The organism is Vibrio sp. 5S239, from assembly GCF_041439575.1.
Lineage (GTDB): Bacteria > Pseudomonadota > Gammaproteobacteria > Enterobacterales > Vibrionaceae > Vibrio > Vibrio kanaloae.
Genome location: NZ_JBGOOM010000010.1, coordinates 108477 through 130716 on the forward strand (window position 1 = coordinate 108477; position 22240 = coordinate 130716).

General features: G+C 43.0%; 22 protein-coding genes. 6 read left to right on the top strand and 16 right to left on the bottom strand.

Going from position 1 to position 22240, the window contains the following annotated elements; all coding sequences use genetic code 11:
- Positions 1-15 precede the first annotated feature (15 nt).
- Positions 16-936: an HNH endonuclease gene (locus tag ACED48_RS10450; protein ID WP_017058606.1), complete on the top strand. Its 921-nt coding sequence runs from the start codon at positions 16-18 to the stop codon at positions 934-936.
- Between the two features lie 31 nt (positions 937-967).
- Here ACED48_RS10450 and ACED48_RS10455 read toward each other — a convergent pair whose 3' ends face one another.
- The 3 genes from ACED48_RS10455 to ACED48_RS10465 all read right to left on the bottom strand — a co-directional run bounded on the left by ACED48_RS10455 (position 968) and on the right by ACED48_RS10465 (position 3129).
- Positions 968-1543, bottom strand: coding sequence for a hypothetical protein (locus ACED48_RS10455; RefSeq protein WP_017058607.1), 576 nt, complete (start codon positions 1541-1543; stop codon positions 968-970).
- On the bottom strand, positions 1543-2472 hold the full coding sequence (locus ACED48_RS10460; RefSeq protein WP_017058608.1) for a hypothetical protein: 930 nt from the start codon (positions 2470-2472) through the stop codon (positions 1543-1545). The genes ACED48_RS10455 and ACED48_RS10460 overlap by 1 nt, the downstream gene beginning before the upstream one ends.
- A gap of 276 nt (positions 2473-2748) precedes the next feature.
- Positions 2749-3129: a hypothetical protein gene (locus tag ACED48_RS10465; RefSeq protein ID WP_017058609.1), complete on the bottom strand. Its 381-nt coding sequence runs from the start codon at positions 3127-3129 to the stop codon at positions 2749-2751.
- Between the two features lie 133 nt (positions 3130-3262).
- Between ACED48_RS10465 and ACED48_RS10470 the strand changes: the two genes are divergently transcribed.
- The gene (locus ACED48_RS10470) at positions 3263-4333 is read left to right on the top strand and encodes a tyrosine-type recombinase/integrase (RefSeq protein ID WP_032548020.1); all 1071 of its coding nucleotides are present in this window, start codon (positions 3263-3265) and stop codon (positions 4331-4333) included.
- A gap of 30 nt (positions 4334-4363) precedes the next feature.
- Here ACED48_RS10470 and ACED48_RS10475 read toward each other — a convergent pair whose 3' ends face one another.
- Entirely contained in the window at positions 4364-4882 is a 519-nt protein-coding gene (locus ACED48_RS10475; protein ID WP_017058611.1) for an NUDIX hydrolase, read from the bottom strand.
- Positions 4883-5253: 371 nt separating this feature from the next.
- Here ACED48_RS10475 and ACED48_RS10480 point away from each other — a divergent pair, with 371 nt between their 5' ends.
- Complete coding sequence (locus ACED48_RS10480) at positions 5254-5508, top strand: DUF333 domain-containing protein (RefSeq protein WP_017058612.1); 255 nt, start codon at positions 5254-5256, stop codon at positions 5506-5508.
- Between the two features lie 249 nt (positions 5509-5757).
- Positions 5758-6435, top strand: coding sequence for a hypothetical protein (locus ACED48_RS10485; RefSeq protein ID WP_017058613.1), 678 nt, complete (start codon positions 5758-5760; stop codon positions 6433-6435).
- Positions 6436-6439: 4 nt separating this feature from the next.
- Here the strand turns inward: ACED48_RS10485 and ACED48_RS10490 are convergent, their stop codons facing one another.
- The gene (locus ACED48_RS10490; RefSeq protein ID WP_017058614.1) at positions 6440-7336 is read right to left on the bottom strand and encodes a YdcF family protein; all 897 of its coding nucleotides are present in this window, start codon (positions 7334-7336) and stop codon (positions 6440-6442) included.
- A gap of 290 nt (positions 7337-7626) precedes the next feature.
- Here ACED48_RS10490 and ACED48_RS10495 point away from each other — a divergent pair, with 290 nt between their 5' ends.
- Together ACED48_RS10495 and ACED48_RS10500 are read left to right on the top strand one after the other, a co-directional pair.
- Positions 7627-8997, top strand: a complete 1371-nt coding sequence (locus ACED48_RS10495) for an L-serine ammonia-lyase (RefSeq protein ID WP_017058616.1) — start codon at positions 7627-7629, stop codon at positions 8995-8997.
- A 328-nt stretch (positions 8998-9325) separates the two neighbouring features.
- Entirely contained in the window at positions 9326-10108 is a 783-nt protein-coding gene (locus ACED48_RS10500; RefSeq protein WP_017058617.1) for a siderophore-interacting protein, read from the top strand.
- A gap of 126 nt (positions 10109-10234) precedes the next feature.
- Here ACED48_RS10500 and gntR read toward each other — a convergent pair whose 3' ends face one another.
- The 11 genes from gntR to ACED48_RS10555 all read right to left on the bottom strand — a co-directional run bounded on the left by gntR (position 10235) and on the right by ACED48_RS10555 (position 22162).
- The gene (gntR, locus tag ACED48_RS10505) at positions 10235-11236 is read right to left on the bottom strand and encodes a gluconate operon transcriptional repressor GntR (protein ID WP_017058618.1); all 1002 of its coding nucleotides are present in this window, start codon (positions 11234-11236) and stop codon (positions 10235-10237) included.
- Between the two features lie 178 nt (positions 11237-11414).
- On the bottom strand, positions 11415-12923 hold the full coding sequence (gene gndA / locus ACED48_RS10510; RefSeq protein ID WP_017058619.1) for an NADP-dependent phosphogluconate dehydrogenase: 1509 nt from the start codon (positions 12921-12923) through the stop codon (positions 11415-11417).
- 3 nt (positions 12924-12926) lie between these two features.
- On the bottom strand, positions 12927-13424 hold the full coding sequence (locus ACED48_RS10515) for a gluconokinase (RefSeq protein ID WP_017058620.1): 498 nt from the start codon (positions 13422-13424) through the stop codon (positions 12927-12929).
- 118 nt (positions 13425-13542) lie between these two features.
- A complete protein-coding gene (locus ACED48_RS10520) occupies positions 13543-14865 on the bottom strand; it encodes a TRAP transporter large permease subunit (protein ID WP_017058621.1) in 1323 nt (440 codons plus the stop codon).
- Positions 14858-15415, bottom strand: coding sequence for a TRAP transporter small permease subunit (locus ACED48_RS10525; protein ID WP_017058622.1), 558 nt, complete (start codon positions 15413-15415; stop codon positions 14858-14860). The genes ACED48_RS10520 and ACED48_RS10525 overlap by 8 nt, the downstream gene beginning before the upstream one ends.
- Positions 15416-15480: 65 nt before the next feature.
- Positions 15481-16497 (bottom strand): TRAP transporter substrate-binding protein, encoded by a 1017-nt coding sequence (locus tag ACED48_RS10530; RefSeq protein WP_017058623.1) that lies wholly within the window; start codon positions 16495-16497, stop codon positions 15481-15483.
- Positions 16498-16697: 200 nt separating this feature from the next.
- Complete coding sequence (locus tag ACED48_RS10535; protein WP_017058624.1) at positions 16698-17600, bottom strand: multidrug transporter; 903 nt, start codon at positions 17598-17600, stop codon at positions 16698-16700.
- Between the two features lie 135 nt (positions 17601-17735).
- The gene (gene phnR, locus ACED48_RS10540; protein ID WP_017058625.1) at positions 17736-18440 is read right to left on the bottom strand and encodes a phosphonate utilization transcriptional regulator PhnR; all 705 of its coding nucleotides are present in this window, start codon (positions 18438-18440) and stop codon (positions 17736-17738) included.
- Between the two features lie 68 nt (positions 18441-18508).
- Positions 18509-20218, bottom strand: a complete 1710-nt coding sequence (locus tag ACED48_RS10545; protein ID WP_017058626.1) for a putative 2-aminoethylphosphonate ABC transporter permease subunit — start codon at positions 20216-20218, stop codon at positions 18509-18511.
- A gap of 21 nt (positions 20219-20239) precedes the next feature.
- Positions 20240-21349 (bottom strand): putative 2-aminoethylphosphonate ABC transporter ATP-binding protein, encoded by a 1110-nt coding sequence (locus ACED48_RS10550; protein WP_017058627.1) that lies wholly within the window; start codon positions 21347-21349, stop codon positions 20240-20242.
- A gap of 306 nt (positions 21350-21655) precedes the next feature.
- Positions 21656-22162 (bottom strand): HAD-IB family hydrolase, encoded by a 507-nt coding sequence (locus ACED48_RS10555; protein WP_241811126.1) that lies wholly within the window; start codon positions 22160-22162, stop codon positions 21656-21658.
- Between the last annotated feature and the right edge of the window lie 78 nt (positions 22163-22240).

The following is a 22240-nucleotide window of genomic DNA, read 5'->3' on the forward strand; positions in this document are numbered from 1 at the left end:
ATAAGGATTTAGATAATGGCTTACTACTGGGTAAACCTTGGGGTCTCATACAAAGAAGTTCGAGACTACAAATTTCTTTGGGCTCCGTCTCATTCATATACAACAAGCGGTGAAAAAACTGTTAAAGCAGGATGGGGCCACGTTCCAAACATCAAGAAAGATGACGTTATCATTTGTCACGAGAACAAACGAATTATATACATAGCTCAAGCTATGGCCGATGCCTACCCTGCACCTAGACCAGAAAGCCGAACCTATGATGAATGGAAGAAAGATGGCAATAAGGTAGACGTAAACCTTATTGTATTAGATCGCCCAGTTCCTACCGATGAATTTAAACATCACATCATTGAACGATTTAATGAGCAATGTGAGCCGAAGCTTTTCAATATTGAAGGCAATGCTACACAAAATTATATGGTAGCTATTCCAGAAGGAGTAGCCAGTATTGTTTTATCTAGCTTAGATAGCGTCAACTTGGATGAGTTAAAGCAACCCTCTAAAGCTAAGAGTGGTTCTAAACGCAGAAAAAAACGTAAAGCTACAAAAGGTGGGGTTCGAAAAGCACGATCAAATGCTCGTATTGGCCAAGGAGCATTTCGCGATGAGGTACTCGATATATGGAACGATACATGCCCGGTTACCAATGTTGCTATCCCTGAACTATTGATTGCCTCGCATATTGTATCTTGGGCTTTAAGTGATGACGAAGAAAAAATAGATGGCTATAACGGCCTACCCTTGTCTCCAAACGCCGACAAGCTCTTTGACAAAGGGCTGATCTCATTCGCAGATGAGGGAGTAATCTTGATTAGTCCTGTCTTACCCATAGCAACACTTAATGCACTTGGAATCAGTGAAAAGACCAAAATAACAGGGCTCACTAATGAACATGCTTTCTACTTAAGTCGACATCGAGAAATATACGGTTTCTAATAAAAAGCCCCGTAAGACGGGGCTTTTATATCTAACTTGTTGTTAATAAAATATGCATTCGCTTAATTATCATCAGGATGGTAAGTATTAAATGTATTGCCACGAAAACAACAAGTGGCATTAAGAACCAACTCGAAAAATCAATGCACCCAGTAAAATCTAACATACTCGATTTTACCGGGATTACCTTCCCACGAGCAATTGACTCAAGGACACACGAAACTACTAACAAAACAGAAAAAACAATCGCATAACAAATATTATAATAAAGTTGATCCAGCAATGTTTTTTTAGTGTCTATCATCGCGGGTACTGCTTCACCAGCTTGTTTACATTGTGCCGCTTTATCTTCAAGTTTTGAACCTTGATCATAAACAAGTACCAAAACGCTCAAAAGTAATGCTGTAAAAATGGCTCCAAAGTTGACCAACAATGATGTTAAGTCACTAGTTAAACTGAAGCCGAAAAAGTAAGAAAGAGACGCAATGCCAATAGGGAAAACGAAAAACGTAATGCTATCTGAGAGGCTTAATCGATCAGAACCTGCATTTTTTAACGTGTTAATATGCCCTTTTAAAATACCAATGACATTGATTTTATTGCTCATTAGATCTCCCCAAGTGGAACATTTGGATACATACGTACTGCGTATTCCTTAATTATATCACGAACCCAAGTTCGTATTGAATCAAGCTCAGGAACACCAGAAACAAAAGTAACATCTTCTTCCGATATTTCTATTTCGCATAACGAAGTTGATTCATGCCTACCGATACAAAAGGTCCTTTGTTTACCATCTAGTTCAACTACCGTTTTAATTGGGCCAGCAAAGTCACTCATAACCTCTACAGCAGCTAACCTTTCACTACCTTTCGTCAAGTAATCTTTCAATTTACCTAAATTGTTTCTTCTTGGTGGTTTAATCACAAGCTCTTGCTCATGATGACCAAGCTTTTTAACTTGATCAGCAATGTCTTTTACACCAACAAATTTAGTTAAGCGAACTTCTTTTGCCGTTGCTTCTAGCCAAGCATCAATTGCTTTATCATAAGCTAATGGCTTCATTTGTAAGGTAAGGTCTGTTCTAACAGAAAAATACGAAGAGAAAAGAACATAGAAAAGCGTTTTTACACCAATACCTCTATACGAATGCATAAACGCCATCGCTTCATTAAAACCTTTCGGTATATAAAAATGGACATAGTGCCTAATAATTTCAGCTTTATCTTGTGCTTTTTCGTAATCTACTTTACCTGTCTTTATGTCGATAATTTCAGTCTTCATTCCATAATTACCAACATTAAACCAACCGGATATCTGTCTCTTATGCTCGTCGAATGTCATATCTGAGAAGAGACAAACCTGTTTGGCTTCTTCAAACAGCTTATATTCATCACTATTCGACTCAATAAAATCTTTTAACATGTAATATAAGTCATATGATTTGATGTTATCTAAGGATGAGTAACGTTGTTCATGTTCACCGCTTAGGTTTTTATTAAAGCAACGAAGAGAGTACGGAGAAACTGAATGCATTTTTGATGACTACCTAAGGAATAAAACGACCTAAATTGTATCAAAACTCTCCAACACATCACACCAAATTGCATTGAAACACCATGCACAAAGCCTGATTTAAAACAATATTTGACGTCTTGATCAGGGTTTTCCTTCTTTGAATATGAATTAACTTATTCCTCGCTTTATTTTGTGCGCAAGTAGAAAAACATACACACTCCTTTTAGGAGACTCGGTTACCTTACCCAAAGTAGATGTAGCAATAATCAAACTTATCGAATTTATCGAATTTCTTCAAAACAACCTGTACACATTGTTTTTCCCATCCTGTTCAAGCCCCTTAATCTGATGATGCTTTGGCTCCCCACCAAACAATAAGATATACAACTTCCGGTCTTGATACGTCCCTACTACATAGTGGTCTTTTTGTATCACGTACTCGATGGTTTCAGCTTCCTCATCGGTGCACAGATACTTAATATCGACCAGCTTCACCCACTTCAAACCAACTACGTTCTCTGCTTCTATAAACCCACCAAATGGCGCCGTAAAGCGATTGCCTAGCTTCAATAGCGCATCAATCACCCCTTGGTTCTTCTTACTTACCCCAATTGGACCATCACTGTTGATTTTGAAATGACTGTAACCAGCAGTTACATGAATTGATTGATACATAACAAAAACCCGTTAACTTTCTTAGCACTTTGAGAAAGGTGTCTAACCTGTGCTTTTTGTTCGATATAAAACATTGTTCTACGTTTTAGCTCGATTTATACTGTTTTTATATACAGTTATTTTAGGCTTTATTATGTCTATCCGCAATTTAAAAGATGGCTCTACCAAACCTTGGATTTGTGAATGTTACCCGAACGGACGATCGGGGAAGCGTGTTCGTAAGAAGTTTGCGACTAAGGGCGAAGCCAAGGCCTTTGAGCTTCACACAATGAAAGAGATTGACGATAAGCCCTGGATGGGAGAAAAGCCGGATCACCGTAGGCTTTCTCAACTTATCGAGCTTTGGTACCAACTACATGGTGTAAACACCAAATCAGGGCCTAGAGCGAAGCGAAGAATGGAAATCGTATGCGAAGCTTTAAATGATCCTATCGCGAATCAGCTGAATGAACGAATGCTTGCCCATTACCGCGCAAATCGCATCTATAAAGGTCGTAACAAAGATAAACTCGCAACAAATCAACCTATCTCTATAGCCACACATAACCATGATCTTATCTGGCTTAAAAGTATGTTTAGCGAACTTATTCGCTTGAAGGAGTGGAAAGGCCTAAACCCAATTGCTGATCTCCGAAAACTTAAAACTTCAGAGCCGGAATTAGCGTTTCTAACCGTCGATGAGATCACTCACCTACTTGATGAAGTAAAAGATAGCCCAATGAGTGAAGAGCTCACTGCCATAATAAAACTGTGCCTAGCAACAGGGGCGAGGATTCGAGAAGCTATCGAGATAAAAGGAGCTCAACTCTCTAAATTCAAAGTGACCTACATTAATACCAAGGGAAAACGAAATAGAACGGTGCCTATATCAGAAGAGCTTTATCAACTGATTTACAAAGACACATCAGATCGCTTATTTAGCTGTGCATATAGCACTGTCTATAAATGGCTTACTCGAGCATTGCCTAATTTACCCAAAGGGCAAGGAACGCATGTTTTACGCCATACCTTTGCAAGTCATTTTATGATGAATGGAGGGAATATTTTGGTATTGCAGAACATTTTAGGTCACACCGATATTTCAATGACGATGCGCTACTCGCATTTTGCACCGAGCCATCTGAGCGATGCTATTCACTTTAATCCTCTGAATTCTTTGCCGCCAAAAAGTGGCGACAAAGTGGCGGCAGAGGATGTTATTTAGCGTTTAAAATGGTGTTCAAACGTTTTTAGCCTACAGCATTTCTTTCGCGACTAAATGCAGCAGAAACGTTTCCCGCTCTATGCTCATGCCCTTTTTAGGGCTCTCAGCCATGGTCTTCTCGTTATGAGCGATTGCCTCATGAATGTTAATCCAAACAGGCTTCATCCCGTTTTTAACTTCGTAGTCTTCGTAATCCGTCTCACCAAGCTCACGATCAATCTTGCACGAATAACAATAAGAGATCATGTGCATCATATCTGCATCATCTTTATACCAAGGACGAAATTCTTCAAATATCCCGAACGGTTTAATACTGTGAATATTCTTAGCACCAGTCTCTTCTTCAAGTTCACGAACCATACCTGCAATCACGTCTTCGCCTTCGTCCAAGCCACCACCAGGAATGGTGTAGTCGTGGTAACGTTCCGTATAGAGCATCAGAACATCCTCACCATCTAAAACGATTGCACGGGCGGCATTGCGCTTATATACCGTTTTATTATCTAAGTGTTCGATATCTGGGTGAATTGTGGTTTTTAGGTGTCTCATCGTTCTGACTGCTCAACTGAATTTGGGCGGCATCATATCATAACCAAGCGTAGATTAGAGGCTCAGAATGACCGACAAAACTCGGCAGATATTATTTTTATCGCGGGGGATTCATGGTCGTAAGAGAATAATTCCCATCTTACCAACCTCGAATCATAGGGTGTCTATCTTTTAAGGCCCCAACCTAACTGAACTTGATCTCATGCTCAAAAAACAGTTAAAAATGAGGAAATATCAACCTATTTCAATATCTTGACCAAATTAGAACAACCTTTTCTTAAATCTAAAATATACTGGTTTTATAGAGCTTCAAATTTAGTTCTGTAGAACTTAACACATTCACTTGTAGAGTTATCACTTAGGAGATAAACATGAAAAAAATTGGTTTGATGGCTGTGTTTGCCCTTGTATTAGGCGGTTGTGCGAATGACTATGCAGAATATAGCGAAGTTCAACGTGTTTCAGTCGCTAACCCAGCATCGGTTTATTGTGTTCAACAGGACGGCGAATTGGACACGGTAACGGAAAATAATCAACGAACCACTTATTGTGTATTACAAGATGGTCAGCGTATCGAACAGTGGGAATACTACCGCAATAACCACGATCAAAAAGAAAACAGCTAATCTGTGATGCTGTGATGCTGTGATGCTGATAGCTTATGACGTCACATCGATATAATAAGCATTATTTCTTCACAACTTTCACCCAATAAAATCCCATGATATTACGTAAACTGCCCGCTACTCAGCGGCGGTTTACTTTACCGAAATAGCAATTGAACAGCGTTTTATTTATGACATAGCCCTGACATTGTGAATGTATCAGGTCGATAAAATATCGATCTGTTACAGACATTTACATGTTAAATTGATATGAAAAGCCAACCTAAAAAACAAGAAAAAGCTCATATGTCGTTTGAACTCCCTGAGTTCACGCTCTCACAATCCACCTCACAAGTTATCTATAAACGGTGTCAAACGGCGTTAGTCGTTTTAGCTATTGGTATTATCGTAAATTTGGCACTTCGAATTGATTTTGTATTGTTCAATGGATCTGTTGGCGAAGTGTCAGTGACCGAGATGCTGCAGCAGTTACTGCTTATTATTGCGTCTGGATCTTTTGCTTATCTAGCAAGAAAGAAAACCGAAGTTAAGCACGCAGCCCTGCTCATCAGCGCGTTTTTCGGTGTGATGTTTATTCGTGAAATGGATTTTTGGTTCGACAAGATCGTACATGGTGCTTGGGTAGTCCCTGCCCTATTGGTTTCTGGCAGTGCCATTTTCTATGCGATTAAAAATGGTAAACGAACCATTGACCAGCTTGCGCTTATTCTTGCATCTCCGCACATGAACCTTTTGGTTACTGGTGTAATGCTGTTATTGGTATTTTCTCGTCTGTTTGGCATGGGCAGTTTTTGGCACAACGTTATGGGGGATAATTACGTGCGCGTGGTTAAAAACATCGCCGAAGAAGGTACTGAGCTTTTAGCCTATTGTTTGATTGCTTTTGCTAGTCTTAAAACGGTTCTTGGCATCACGAGAAAGAAATAACGGCTTATCGCCACCAGCGATGTGTGTGGTCAGATTCTGGGTCTAGATATCGGTTCAACAAAGTCAGGTTTGTGTCTAGTAGCGCTAGATACTCCCTGACTTTTTTAATATTTGTACCTGCTGGAGTATGTTGAATACAGCGTTCCAATACCGGAAGTAAACTGTCTACAATATCAAACAGAGCTGACAGCGTCGCCGAGCCTTTCTTCGTGGAGCTTTTTGCGACTAGCTCTTTTACAACAACTAAGGCTTCTAAAGAGAGCCTTTCTGGTTCTTGTCTTACTGACTCTAAGTCTCGCTGAAATACCCCCGCGCAGACACCTTCAAGATAGACTCGATAAGTCGTCAGTACATCCATCAATAAAAACAAATGCCCCTGAACACTTTGATGAGGGTATGGCACCGCAACATGAGCATCTAGCCGACGGTCTACTTGAAGTTCGATCCCAAGCGAAGAACACTCCTCAACCAGAACCTTAAGCAAGCCTTGTTCATCCATCAACGCTTGAACTTCGAAAATACGCTGTAAGTGGTAGTCATTGGAAACAAACGTCACCTTCACACTTTGCCCACGCGTAAACAGACCGCTTTCAATCATTTCTGAGGCCAAATTCTGAATATTCTCAACCGTACTTGTCGATGCCTTCTCCAGTAAAATAGCCCCTAAGGTAAACGGATACTCACGCTGAGCTTCAAGTTTTCGATAATATTGGTACATCACATCCGCTTCTGAGCGGGTTTGGCCTTTGGTCACCCCACCGCAAAATGCAACCGCCAGTTTCTGATTAGATTCGACCGTAAGATAATCAACTAAAGCATCAATTCGACTCATTCCCTCATCAGTCAATTTGTTCTCATTAAGTCGCTTACCCAGCACAATAAGGAGGTGATTAATGCTCATTTTATGTTCAAGTCTCGTTTTGGTGTTCTGATGGAGTGAATTATGTATACAATACCTGTTAACAAAAGTATTTTTAAGTTCTTACATGTTGCTTACAATAATGCTCACTATTAATAGCAGTATCATAAATCACACACACAAGAGCCACGTGCCACTGTAAAGCAAAAATAGCACGATCTTGAGTTTCACCACCTATGCTTGTTAGCATTTGTCTCACTCAAAGAAATAAAGCTAACAAAACAAAATTTAACCAGAGTTCGTTCATCGAACCGTCTTCACAGGAAGTTACTATGCTGTCTATTTTTGATATTTATAAAATTGGGGTCGGGCCTTCCAGCTCCCATACAAATGGACCAATGATCGCTGGGTTTAATTTTACACAAAAAATTGAATCTGTACTTGAACAAGTTGCTCGTATTCAGATCGACCTATACGGTTCACTGTCGCTAACCGGTATCGGTCACCACACCGATCGTGCAACGCTGTTAGGTCTGCTTGGCAACCGCCCTGATACTATCAAAATAACCAGTGCTAATTTAGCAATGCGTAAAGCGATTGAAGACAAATCTCTCATGGTTAGCGGTAACCATGAGATTCACTTCAATGTAGAAAGCGACTTACTATTCCACAAAACTAACCTTCCACTTCACGAAAACGGTATGACTATCTCAGCCTTTGATGCAAGCGGCAGTCTTCTAGAAATGGAAACTTACTACTCGATTGGTGGTGGTTTCATCGCAACGGCTGACGAACTACAACACGGAAAAAAAGAGTCCGAAACAAAAGTAGAGTTCCCTTTTTCTTCTGCCGATCAGTTGTTGGAGTTGTCGGAACAAAATGGTCTCAGCCTGGGTGGTTTAATCCTGCGTAATGAAATTTCGTTCCAAGATATGGATGTAATTGACCAAAAAGCCGACCAGATCTGGAAGGTGATGTCACTTTGCATGCAACGAGGTTTTGATACCGAAGGTATTCTCGATGGTGGCCTAGAGGTCACGCGCCGTGCCCCTGCACTTTTGAAAAAGCTTGAGGCTAATGCTTCCATCGAAAGCGATCCAATGGAAATCATGGATTGGATCAATCTGTTCGCCTTTGCAGTAAGTGAAGAAAATGCGGCTGGCGGACAAGTGGTAACTTCTCCAACCAATGGTGCTGCCGGTGTTATTCCAGCCGTGTTAATGTATTACCATCGCTTCATAAAAGAACTTGATACAAAACAGCTTAAAGACTTCTTGGCAGTATCTGGTGCGATCGGCATTCTTTACAAAACCAATGCGTCTATTTCTGGTGCTGAGGTTGGCTGTCAAGGTGAAGTCGGCGTATCTTCATCAATGGCTGCTGCAGGCTTAACTGCATTACGTGGTGGTAGCAACGAACAGATCTGTATTGCTGCTGAGATAGCAATGGAACACTCACTGGGCATGACATGTGATCCAATTGGTGGACTTGTCCAAGTACCGTGTATTGAGCGTAATGCAATGGGTGCAATGAAAGCTATTAACGCATCACGCATGGCGTTGAAACGTACCAGCAAGTGCCTTATCTCTTTGGACAAAGTGATCGAGACTATGTATCAAACGGGTAAAGATATGAACAAGAAATACCGTGAGACTTCTTTAGGTGGCTTGGCAGTAATCCATATGGCGCCACCTTGTGAATAGCACAAATTAAAAATGATTAACTGATAGAAACCGAGACTGTTAGAAACCACTGTAAGAAAGCCTATACCAAAACTGCATTCTTATAATGCTAACTTCTAACAGTGCTCACTATCCAAACAAAGCCAGCCAACAACTGGCTTTTTTCTAAAGATCAAAGAGGTTTCCCCATAAAGGCGCGATGAACTTTTTTTGTCGATGACTTTCGATCTAACGGAATGATTCAAAATGCGTCACGCTTGTGTAAACAAAGGTAAATGATAACCATTACTATTGAGTGTTATCTTATTCAGGATTATGATGTAAAAATCAAACCCTAAGAGAGCCTTTCATGAGCAAACCTAGTCCTATCACATTAACCGTTAGCCAAACCTCAACAATCACACCGAACATGCAACGTATAACGCTTAGCGGTGAGGGATTAAGTCAATACCCAACAGAGTGTGCCGGCGGATACATCAAGCTTTTATTCTCTCCATTAGGCTCAACTGATTTAAACCAATTGAAGGACGGTGATCGTCCAACCATGCGTACCTACACGGTTCGTCAATACCACCCTGACGAAAACTCTATCGAGGTTGATTTCGTTCGCCATATCACCACAGATTTGCAATGTGGTTTTGCTGCAAGATGGGCAATGAACGCACAAGTGGGCGATACTATTTCAGTGGTTGGCCCTGGCTTGATTCAAGGGCTAAACCTTGAGTCGGATTGGTTCTTCTTAGTGGCAGACATGACGTCACTGCCTGCTCTTTCAGCCAAATTAAAAACACTTCCAGAATCAGCAACGGGTTACGCTGTTGTTCAAATTAATTCTGAACAAGACAAGCAAGCACTTGAAGCGCCACAAGGTATCAAGGTTACTTGGTTAATTGCAGATGAAGTCTCAGACACCCTTTCACAAACTGTGCGCAACACAGAATGGTTAGAGGGCCAAGTTTCAGTATGGACGGCGTGTGAGTTTGAAAGTATGCGTGAACTGAGACAGTACTTCAGAAACGAAAAAGACGTAGCGAAAGAAAACATCTATATCAGCAGCTACTGGAAACGTGGCGTCACTGAAGATGGCCATAAAGTATTGAAGCAACAAGATACGCAAGCTTTAGCAAGCTAAAATGACCAGTTGTTTAAGCATCTTTGAAAACGCTTAGCTCCTAATGCTGATAACAACGCCCTTAACGATGTGTCTATCTTTAAGGGCGTTTGGCTTTAATCCCGTCAAAGCAAAGCATAATACAAATTAAATACTCTCACCGATTTCAATCTCATAACCAAGATCCAGTTTCGCAACCCACTCTTTATTTCCTTGTAAACGCGCTACCACTTGTTGCGCAGCGACTTTACCAATCTGTTCTCTTGGTGTTACCACCGTAGCTAAACGAGGCGTCATCGCCACTGTGATGTCGTGTCCATGGAAACCTGCAATCGCCATCTGTTCAGGTACTTGAATACCACGCCTTACACACTCGTAGAAAGCACCAATAGCTAAGTCATCGTTAGTACAAAAGATACCGTTCACTTCAGGGTGCTTCTCGAGTAAATCGCCAATCAATTTAGCGCCTAGAGTAAACGAGGACGCGTCTTCTGTTTGCAGTGTTACTGGCACTTTATCGGCCTCTTGCATCGCATGTTCATAGCCTGCCATTTTTAAGCGAGTACGCTCATCCATACGAGCAGCTAAATAAGCGATATTCGTCCGCCCTCTGTCGAGTATGGTTTTAGTCATAGCCCTAGCGGCTTCGAAGTTATCAAAGCCAACCGCTTGTTCAATCCTTGGAGACACCGAATCCATGATTTCAATCACCGGGATCGAGACCGTTTGCAGCATTTTTCTAGCTCTATCGGTGTGAACGTTTTCTGACAAGATAATCGCATCAACGTTGTAAGAAAGCAGCGAAGCAATGCTCTGCTCTTCCAACTCAGGGCTATAGCCATAGTGGGCAATCATGGTTTGATAACCTGCTGGTGCCGTCACTTGCTCAATACCACGGATCACTTCAGCGAAAACTTGGTTGGTTAATGAGGGAACCAAAACGCCAATCGCATTACTTTTGGCGTTAGAAAGAATATCTGGGGCACGATTAGGGATATAACCCAACTCATCGACTGCTGCGTTAATCTTTTCTCGCAAAACCTCTGATACCTGACAAGGATCACGTAAACAGCGACTCACCGTCATTTTAGTTACGCCGACTAGGTTGGCAACATCTTGTAATGTAGGGCGTTTTTTCTTATTCGACATAATTAATAGTTATTATTTTTTGAGTTATGTTACTGGTAACAGTGTATCCAACTGACTTGGAATTTGAAGCCTTATCTAACAAAAGGTTGATGCAACGACAAGAACATAAAGAAGATCTATCTATTGTTAATTCCCGCGCAAACAATAACGCCCTCATGGCGAGGGCGTTATACATCATTTAGGTATTAACTTTTACTTCAGTTCTTGGAGACTGACTCCAAGTTACGTGAAATTTGTCAGCTTCCTCTCTATCGACTCTTGCATAGGTATGGGAGCCAAAATAGTCACGCTGCGCTTGCAGCAAGTTCGCAGGTAACACTTCGCAGCGCAGAGAGTCGAAGTAGCTTAATGCTGAGCTTATCCCCGGCATCGACACACCAAACAAAGCGGAGTTCGCTACCGCGATACGCCAAGCAAGCTCACGCTCTTCCACTTGTTTGATGAAAGCCTCATCAAACAACAGGTTCGCTAGCTCATTATTTTGTTGGTAAGCCGCTGTAATACTTTGCAAGAAAGCCGCACGTATAATACACCCCGCTCGCCAGATTTTTGCTATTTGAGTGAAATCTAGGTTCCAACCTTCTTTGTCTGACGCTGTTTTCAACAAATCAAAGCCCTGCGCATAAACGGACAGTTTGGCGCAATACAGAGCATCGTGAAGTTCAGAAATCACTTCTGTTTTATCTAACAGGTTTGCATCAGCAATATTACCTTTTAAAAGCTGACTTCCCTGGACACGTTGTGATTTTTGACCGCTCATCGCACGCGCGTAAACCGCTTGTGCAATGGTTGGCGTTGGGCAACCTTCTTGAAGGCTATTAACCGCCGTCCACAATCCCGTGCCTTTCTGTCCAGCTTTATCTAGCACGACCTCAACGAATGGCTTACCCGTCACTACATCTTCATGCTGAAGAATATCGGCACTGATTTCCATCAGGTAACTATTAAGTACACCGTTGTTCCATTGCTCAAAGACTTGTCCAATCTCTTGAGCTGGCATATCAAGCACATCACGCATAAACTGGTAAACTTCACAAATTAGCTGCATGTCGGCATATTCAATACCGTTGTGTACCATTTTCACATAGTGCCCTGTGCCAGAAGGACCAACATACGCCGCGCACGCTTCACCCGCTTCAAACTGAGCAACCGGTAGTCCATTAGCATCCACTTTTGCAGCAATCGCTTCCCACATCGGTTTCACATATTGCCAAGCCGATTGGTCACCACTGGCCATGAGCGCTGGGCCAACACGAGCGCCTTCTTCACCACCAGAAACGGCGGTGCTGAAGAAACGGAGCTTACCTTTATAATTCTGTTCACGTGTCTCGGTATCAGTCCATAAGCTGTTACCCGTATCGATAACAATGTCGTCGCTCTCCAAACCGGCATCAAGCAGATTATTCACAACGATATCAACGGGCTTTCCAGCAGGAACCGACAGTGCGATTACACGAGGTTTTGCTAAGCCCTGCAACACATGTTCAAGACTCGTGCCTTTGGTGAACTTACCTTTGCCGTCAAAGGATTCATTAAGCTGCTTTGCTTCTGAACTCGCACGCTCAATGTTGTCAGCGTTTAAATCAAAACCAGCAACGTTAAATCCATTATCGAGCAGGTTGAGTGCTAAGCTCTTACCCATCACCCCTAAGCCAATCATAGCGATGTCATTTTTTATCTGAGTCATGGTTTAGCCTATCTGCTTAATTTGTTTAACTGCACTTTCTACTACTTGATCGACATCTTGTGAGATATCAACAAATAACGCTTCACCTAGCTCAGGTTCAACCAAGGTTTCAAACTGGCTTTTCAACATCTCTTGACCATTAAAATAATGATTTTCACGAGCTTTGTGACGATTCCAAATCGTATCGAAACTGCCCTGTAGGTACACAATCACCAAATCTTCATTGTTGTTGCGCAGAATATCGCGGTATTGCGGCTTTAGTGCCGAGCAAGCAATCACTGCGCTTGGTTGCTCGATATATTGCTTATTCAGTGTTTCCAGCCATCCTTGACGATCGTCGTCTGTCAGTGGAATACCTTGACGCATCTTTTCTACATTACTTTGCGGATGAAAATCATCGCCATCAAAAAACTGGAGCGTTAATGCTTCTGCGATACGGCTACCAATCAGGCTTTTTCCGCATCCAGATACGCCCATCACGAGTATTTTTTTGCTTTTCATAAGGCAAGCCTTCCCTAAGCCCCAACCAAAACTGGGGCTGACATTCGAATCTAATAGTTAAACTTATATTGCTGCTGATCGGTCCCCGAGTACTAAATCCGCTCAGGGGCCTTTACTGTTATTGCCACCAAAGTGCTAGCTGAGGGAAGATAATAACCAGCCCCAGAACCAAGACTTGAAGTGCAATGAACGGCAGTAGTGAGGTAAATATCTCGCCCAAGCTGATGTCTTTTGGTGCGACCGATTTTAGGTAGAATGCCGCAGGGCCAAACGGTGGCGACAAGAAAGACACCTGCATGTTTAGACAGAACACAACACCAAACCAAACTGGGTCAAAACCAAGGCCTGTAATGATTGGAACGAAGATTGGCATTGTGAGAAGCGCCACACCGACCCAATCAAGGAACATGCCTAAAACCAACAAGATAGCCATCATGATTAGTAGCGTTACTGTTGCGTTGCCGCCACTTAGGGCAAGGATGGTTTCTTCAACAAAATCAATACCGCCCATCAAGTTGTAGATACCCACCAGTGCACTTGCACCGATGCCAATCCACATGATCATGCCGCAGGTACGCATGGTTGCCATGGCACTCTCTTTCAACATGTTGAAGTTCAGTTCGCCACGGATTAGTGCGCTGATCATGATACCAACGACCCCCAAAGCAGAAGCTTCTGTTACTGAAGCAATACCTGTGTAGATACTGCCCAAAACCGTTGCGACTGAAAGCAGTGGAAAAAACAAAGCCTTGAAGTAGCTAGGCTGATTTGAGATGTCTTCTTCAGTCTCATCATCACTTGGAATAGGCGCGAGAGAAGGGTTTAGCTTACAACGAATCAATACGTAGCCGATGTAACAACCCGCAAGAATAAACGCTGGAAAAAAAGATGCTTTAAACAAGTCACCAATCGATACGCTGGCTGTCATACCGTAGATGATCAATACAATACTTGGTGGAAGCATGGTACCTAATGCACCACCCGCACAGGTTGTACCGATAGCAAGCTTACGGTCATAACCCAAACGAAGCATTTGAGGCAAAGCGAGAATACCAAGTAGTACCGTTTCACCACCGATAACGCCCGACATTGAAGCCAATAAAACCGCGACTAATAACGTTTGTACCGCAACGCCACCGCGAACCTTACGGCCGACAGATTTCATGGCATCAAACAAATCACGCGCGATACCAGAACGGTCTAGTAAAGCGGCCATTAATACAAACATTGGAACTGCAAGAAATACATAACCAGAAGCGAAGCTGTAAGTACGGCTCGCAATCAAAGGCAAGGCATCAGGGCCAAACCAGCATAGAGTGAAGAAAATCGCGACAAAGCCTGTTACGAACGCTAGCTGCATACCAGTGAGTAGCAAACCAATCATCATAACCAGCATGAGCAAGCTGCCCCATGCGATACCAATAGAAGATAAATCAAACATCGTCATTCTTCCTTAGACCCATCAACTCTTGGATTAGGTGCAATACAAACTGGACAACAAGAACACATAAAACGACAAAGATCAGACCTTTCAGCAACGCAGGATAAGGTGCGTTTAACACTGAGCCTGATGTCTCTAAGCGGAATTCACCCCAAGGTGCAAACCATGCTTCTTCTGCTGTGAAGTAAGCCGCGTAAGCCAGCATGCCAGCAAAGGCCAAGCCAACTATGTGGTGAACAAGATTAAGGTACTTACGTGTTTGGTTAGACACTGAATCGTAGATCAGAACAACACGTACATGCTTATCAGCTGCGAAAGCGTAGATGCCGCCGATAATGAATAGAGAACCACCGATAAATGAAGCCGTTTCGTGTACCCATGTGGTCGGGGCATCAAATGCATAGCGCATCACAACTTCGTAAAATGAGATCAATACAGTGAAGATGAACAGCCAGCTAACTAAGTTACTGAATTTTATGATAAGACGATCAAGCCCGTTTCTTGGCTTTTCATCGTTTTCTGCTGGTGCGTGAGGGATTTTGTCTGTCATGGGCCAAATTTCCTGGGAGAAAAAGGGAGAGCAACGCCCTCCCCCATCAATAAGCTAGGTTTGAATTACAGTAGGCCGTTTTCTTCTAGGAACACGGTAACGGAAGTGTAAACTTTCCCTGCGTTGTCAGAGCGCTCTGCAAATACTTTCCATTGACCTTTTGCAATTTCACGGAACTTCTTACGCTCTTCTTGAGACCAGTCATGAATTGTGATTTCTGGATTCGCTTGTGCTTCTTTAACTGCTGCTTGATCAGCCATTTTTAGCTGAGTCGTCATGTCGTAAGAGAAGTCACGTACGGATGTTTGTAGAATCGTTTGTAGATCCACAGGCATCTTGTCCCATTTCTTTTGAGAAACAGAGATATCGATTAACGGTAGCGAATGGAAACCCGGTTGAACTGGGTGGGTCGCAATGTCGTTCATGCCCGCTTTTTGGTTTGTAGAGAATACCGTATAGTCCGCGGCATCAATTACGCCCTTGCTTAGACCGGTAAATACTTCAGAACCCGGAAGGTTTACTGGAGTCGCACCCGCTGCTGCAAACACTTGTTGTACTAAGCCTTCAGGCGCACGCAATTTAAGACCTTTAAGATCCGCAACACCGTCAATTGGCTTTTTAGAAATAAAAGACTCAACACCTGTTGTTGAAGCACCAACGAACTGAACACCGTAAGGCTTGTAAAGCTCAGTCATTAGTTCGTTACCGCCACCGTAGTTCATGTACTGAAGCAGTTGTGTTGTGTCTGACCATGCACCCACCATGTTACCGATTAGGCCGAATGCTGGATCTTTACCAGAGAAGTAACCCGTTGCTGTGATATGACCATCTAAGATGCCCATTTTGATCGCGCCTAGCGTTTCAGTGTGCTTAACCACAGCGCCTACAGGAAGAAGATCAATGTCGATACGTCCGTTAGACATCGTTTCTACGCGCTCAGCCCATTTCTGCTGAACCTTGAAGTTCAAATCACCAGATGGATCTGAAGATTGAATCTTAAGTTTGAAGTCTGCAGCCATTGCTGAAGTAGCAAATAGGCCAGTGAGGGAAGCAGCGATCAGCGTTTTAGTCAGAGCTTTCATTTGGGTATCCTTATGAGTTTCACAGAGTCCGGTTTGTTGTTATATGTTACCGGTAACGTTAAGCCGAATGTTACCGGTAACTTAACAGCTTTGTCTATGAGAAGGATCACATCTTTAACATTAGTAAAACGTTTGCTATCAATAATGAAAATGTGACTGAAAAGTCACACTATAGGTTAGAAGTGTATTTTAATTTCTTTTTAATTCAGTGAGATGACTAAGCCAGCAATGATGAAAACAACACCTACACCGCGAGTCATGTGCCACTTTTCCTTTAAAAAATAGATCCCCATCACGACGCCGAAGATGATGCTTACTTGCCTAAGTGCCACCACCAAGCTGACGTTCTCTGTCATGGTCATCGCAAATAACACCAAACCATAAGTCGAAGCCATCATAATGCCTGCAAGCGTGGCATTCTTGCGTAGTATCCACGCATTCGCAAACTCGACTCTTTGATTGGTCACCAACAACCAAATACTCAGCGGAATTACGATCGCCCAAAACTGAATGCCTAGGTAAAAAATCGCCGTGTGTTTATTAGTAATGGTGAGCGTGCTTAACGGCTCCAATAACAGAAGTGCTTCTTTATCTATAAGGGAATAACCCGTGGTACCTATCGCGGCTATTAGTGCCCACAGCACACCAAGGTTAAGATAAGCCTTAAGTCTCAGCTCAGAGAATTGTTTCAGTGGAACAAACAAACAGCCTAATGTAATCAGTGCAAAGCCAATCCATTGATTCAATGACAACTCATAGCCAATCAATACAGTACCCAAACCAACCATTAACACAGGCAGCGCTCGTGCCATTGGGTAGATAACACCAATATCAGCCTGTTTATAGGCAATGCCTAAGCCGATTAAATAGATGATTTGACAAATGCCACTCAAGAAGAGCAACTGCCAGAATGGAATTGTGATGTTTGCAAAGCCGACGCTGTAGACATACCAAATCAAATAAGGGGTCAGAATCACGGCAGCGGCAAAGCCAGACGCTAAAAAGAAAGATGAGCCAGAGCCTTGATTTGATTTACCTAGGACATTCCAACCCGCATGCAGCAGAGCCGAAATAATCACGATGATGATGGCAGAGAATTCCATTTCATTCCTAAATTGATAACTGATAAGAACAGTCGCTGAAAACAAGGGATAAAAAAGGCCTCCAAATAAGAGACCTTTGATCATTCCAGTTCGGCAAATCCTTAAAGTGAGATGTGCCAGCGTTCTAACGTACGACTAACGCTCTAACTGCGCTATCGACTCAATACTGATCGCGTCATGACGCCAATACTCAATATCGCAATCAATCAGATCGCCATTCTGGTTGTAGTTAACACGCTCAACCACCATTGCAGGAGAACCCGAAGTCGCACGCAGAGCTTGCGCTGTTTCACCCAGCAAAGACGTTGTACTCACACGGTAACGGATCTTCTGATACACCACGCCAAAGTGTTCGCGGTAGATGTCCGTCAACGATTTTGACAAGTCATAATCAAGCAAGTTAGGGAACAACTCTGGTCGAATGTAGTTAGTCACATACACAACCGGCCGGTCTTCAAGGTAACGAACTCTGTCTACTCGATAAACATCCGAAAAAGGTTGCAGCTCAAGAAGCCTAGTTGCTTCCTTGGTTGCTAACATGCCTTTCGCTGCCACTAATTCTGTTTTCGGCTTACGACTCTGCGACAAAGCCATATTAGTGAAGTTCAGCGTTTGCGTTGGGTCGTAGCGCAGTGGCGCTGGAGAGATAAACCAACCACGGCGGTCTTCTCGATAAATACGCCCTTCAGCTTCAAGTGAAGACAGCGCTTCACGCAACGTTACCCGTGTTGTATCAAACGATTCAGCCAGTTTGCGCTCCGCAGGCAGCTTCTGTCGTGGCGTTAACATCCCCGACTCTATCTGCTCTACGATGACATCTTTGATTTTTACGTACTGCACTTCATTTCCTTTTATTCTTGTTCTTGTCGTCAGCCACTCCTTGGCCAACTGCAATATAAAATGGTTCGCTAGCGTTTGCGCCAAGCTTGGGTGCGCTTCTCAAATAACTTGTTGATTAACATATGAATCAACTTCGCACTTGCCGCCGATATCATGATCATGACTGCCATGGCTGCTGCTGCACCGGTTTGTCCCGCATCGTCCATATTCAGTACTGAAACTGACGCAGGTATCGTATCGGTAGAATACAAGAATACTACCGCAGATGTCGTGGTAAGTGCATTAATAAACAGGTATGTCGCAATATCTAAAATCGCCGGCAGACAAACAGGTACCGTCACCTTAAAGAACAGCTTGTATTGCGGTAGGTTAACCGAAGCCGCTGTCGCTTCTATCTCCTCAGGTAGCTGTTTTAATGCGGTTAATGCCGTCATGTGCCCTACCGTGTAGTAGTGAACCACGGTGTTGATCACCAAGAACGCCATCGTGCCATACAAGAAGTTGAGTGGGTTACTCAAGTCATTGAAATAGAAGATATATCCCAAACCCAACACCATACCCGGAACAGCCATCGGTACCACACTGAGCATTTGTATTGCTTGACGAACAGGACCGAAGGCGCGGCCTTTCTCAATGCAATAAGCACCCAAGAAAATCAGCACTGTACCGATAATCGCAGTCCAAGCCCCGAGGGTTAACGAGTTGAAGAATGGCGTCCAACCATAAGTACTCATCTCTGCGAAGTTATAATTATTTAGCGTTAACGTTTTATTCCAAGGCCAGAAGGTGACCATAGATCCGTATATCGCCATGCCCAATACGATAACCACAGCAGCAGAGATGATCGTGCAGTAAAGGAAACATAAGCCATCACGTAACGTGCTAGGTTCAGGTTGGTACGCGACAGAACGAGTATCAAACAAGCTCTTCTGTTTCTTTTGAACCCAACGATCCACTGTAAACGCAAGTAACGCAGGCAATAGCAGCAAGATACTGGTTACCGCACCCATAGAGAAGTTCTGTTGACCAACCACCTGCTTAAAGATGTCCGTCGATAACACGTTGTAGCTACCACCAATCACCTTTGGTACACCAAAGTCACAAACCACCAGCGTAAACACAACGATCAGCGAGCTGATCAAACCATACTTTGCCGCAGGTAGCGTCACCATGAAAAAGGTTTTTAATGATGAAGTATTGAGGGCACGAGCTGCCTCATAAAGACGAGCGTCAGAGGTTCTTAACGAGGTGGTCAGAATCATCAAGGCATGTGGAAACGTCCAGAATATCAAGCCGAGTGATATACCAATCAAGCCATAAACCGAGTTACCACCCAAGACTTCTTTAGCGATACCTTGATTACCAAATAAGAAGATCAAACTGATCGCTGGAAGCAATGAAGGAGCAAGAATAGGCGCAGAACCCAGTACTTGAAAAAGCCCCTTAAAAGGCATGCATGAACGAGTTAGCGCATAGGCATAACCAAACGCTAATACCCCCACAACAACGGTCACTAACAAACCGAGCGTGAAGGTATTGCCTACCGACTGCCACAGGCTTTGAGACGCAAAATACGTTGCGAAATTCTGTAAACCTACAAATTCGCCGTCTCCGTTCTGAACACTCTTTTTCAACATTGCCCACAATGGCATCAGGATAAACAGCGTCATGACTACAGACAAAAATGCCAACAGCCCAAACAGAATTACGTTGTCTTTGCTTAACCGAGCCAGAAAAGGTTGTACTCGTCGTTGAAATAGCAGATTAGATTGCATCATTTGAGTCGATTCCATGATTGATTACGCCGCCTCGTCTTTCATCACTTGCAAGCTTTTCGATGGGTAAGCTCTCAAGCCTTCTTGATCAAACGCCACGTAACGGATATCACTGCGACGCAGCTTCAATCGATTGAACTCTTTAACAGGCACATCAACGATGACCTCTTTCGCCGTTGAGTCATGTTGCAATTGACACTCAACGCGATAAAACGCCCCCAAGAACTCGCTTGATACGATTCGAACCGGTAAGGACTCATTAAAACGATCAACAAACTGGATTTGCTCAGGACGAACCGCGATATCAAACACATCACCCTGTTTTGGTGTCAGGTTGTCTAACCCAGGTAGTGGCAACATAGACTCAGCAATGCGCATCTTGCCTTGAGCTGCTACAGACGCTTGGATGAAGTTCATACTGCCCACAAACTCAGCCACAAAACGGCTCACTGGTTTTTGGTAGATCTCTTGCGGTGCACCGACTTGCTCGATAACTCCATGATTCATTACCACAATACGGTCGGCCATGGTCAAGGCTTCATCTTGGTCGTGCGTCACCATGATTGTGGTGATGCCCAATTTGCGCTGCAATTGACAGATCTCGTCCCGCAAGTGTGTTCGTACTTTTGCATCCAATGCAGACAGTGGTTCATCAAGCAGTAGCAAGCCTGGAGACAAAGCCAAAGCACGAGCCAAAGCCACACGCTGCTGTTGTCCTCCAGACAGCTGATTCGGGAATTTTTGAGCAGACGTTGGTAAACCGATGGTTTCTAACCAAGATTCCACCGTTTCAAGGGCTTCTTTGGTCGACATACCTTGGTTTTTAAGGCCAATCGCAATGTTTTCTTCCACCGTGAGATTTGGGAACAGAGCATAAGATTGGAACACAATGCCAAAGTCGCGCTTTTCTGGCGGTAAGAAGGTTGTTTCGTTACCGTTTTGCTCGATAGAACCAGAAGTTGGTAAGTCTAAACCTGCAATCGCACGTAATAAGGTGGTTTTTCCGCAGCCAGACGGGCCAAGGAAACAGACGAACTCGCCTTTATCTATCGATAGGGAGATGTCTTTTAACGCTGTAAATTGGCCAAATTGTTTTACAACGTTTTCAATATTCAAATAAGTTTGGTTGCTCATACTACAGCACTCTCTATATGGTATATACCAAATTTAAACTTTGAATATTGCAGTTGAGTGACAAATTTATAGTAGCTAAATGACAGTTATATTGCAGAAATAAAATTCATTCTAACGGGAAAAATACGCATTAAACAAGTCCGAATGTTCAATAACTTATAGCAAAGTGTTTACCACTCGAAGGGGATTTGGCGATAAGAACTAACGTACTTTTTACCGCCAAATATCAACTGATGTTTATGATTTTAACTGTTACTTTTAATCGCGATAGCCTCAAGTAGCAACAGTCCCTATCAATGACTAAGCTCAGTACACCGCACACCACGGAATAGAATCTGATCGAGTTCTTAAACGTTCATGTGGGTTAGCTAAATGAGGGCGATCGGCCAAATCATATTGAGGCAAGTCGTTAATTGAACCACAGAGGCCTTGTTGGTGATCAAATGCTGTGCGCCACTCTTTAAAACTCACAATCTTACCGTACGGGTGATTTGGAAGCCCCAGAACTTTAACACTATATTGACCAGACTCTTCCATTAATTCGATGCCGACTGCATTCGGAATATTGAGCTTTTTCGCTACACAGGCAGGAATGAGCGATACGATGGCAGAGATAATCACCATCGTCTGCCCTTGTATTTTGGAAGACCAGCTCCCCTGCATCACTTGAGGAAAGAGCTTACTCAGTACTTTGCTATCAATACACTCCTCTAATAAAGCACACACCTCTTGATGTGTTTTATTTACTAGAGAGCGAGTAGCAAATTCGAGGTAAGCGTCTTCATTAAGAATACCTTGAACATACAGTGTCATTAGTCGGCGTTCTTCGTTCAAACTTGAGGAAAGAGCTTACTCAGTACTTTGCTATCAATACACTCCTCTAATAAAGCA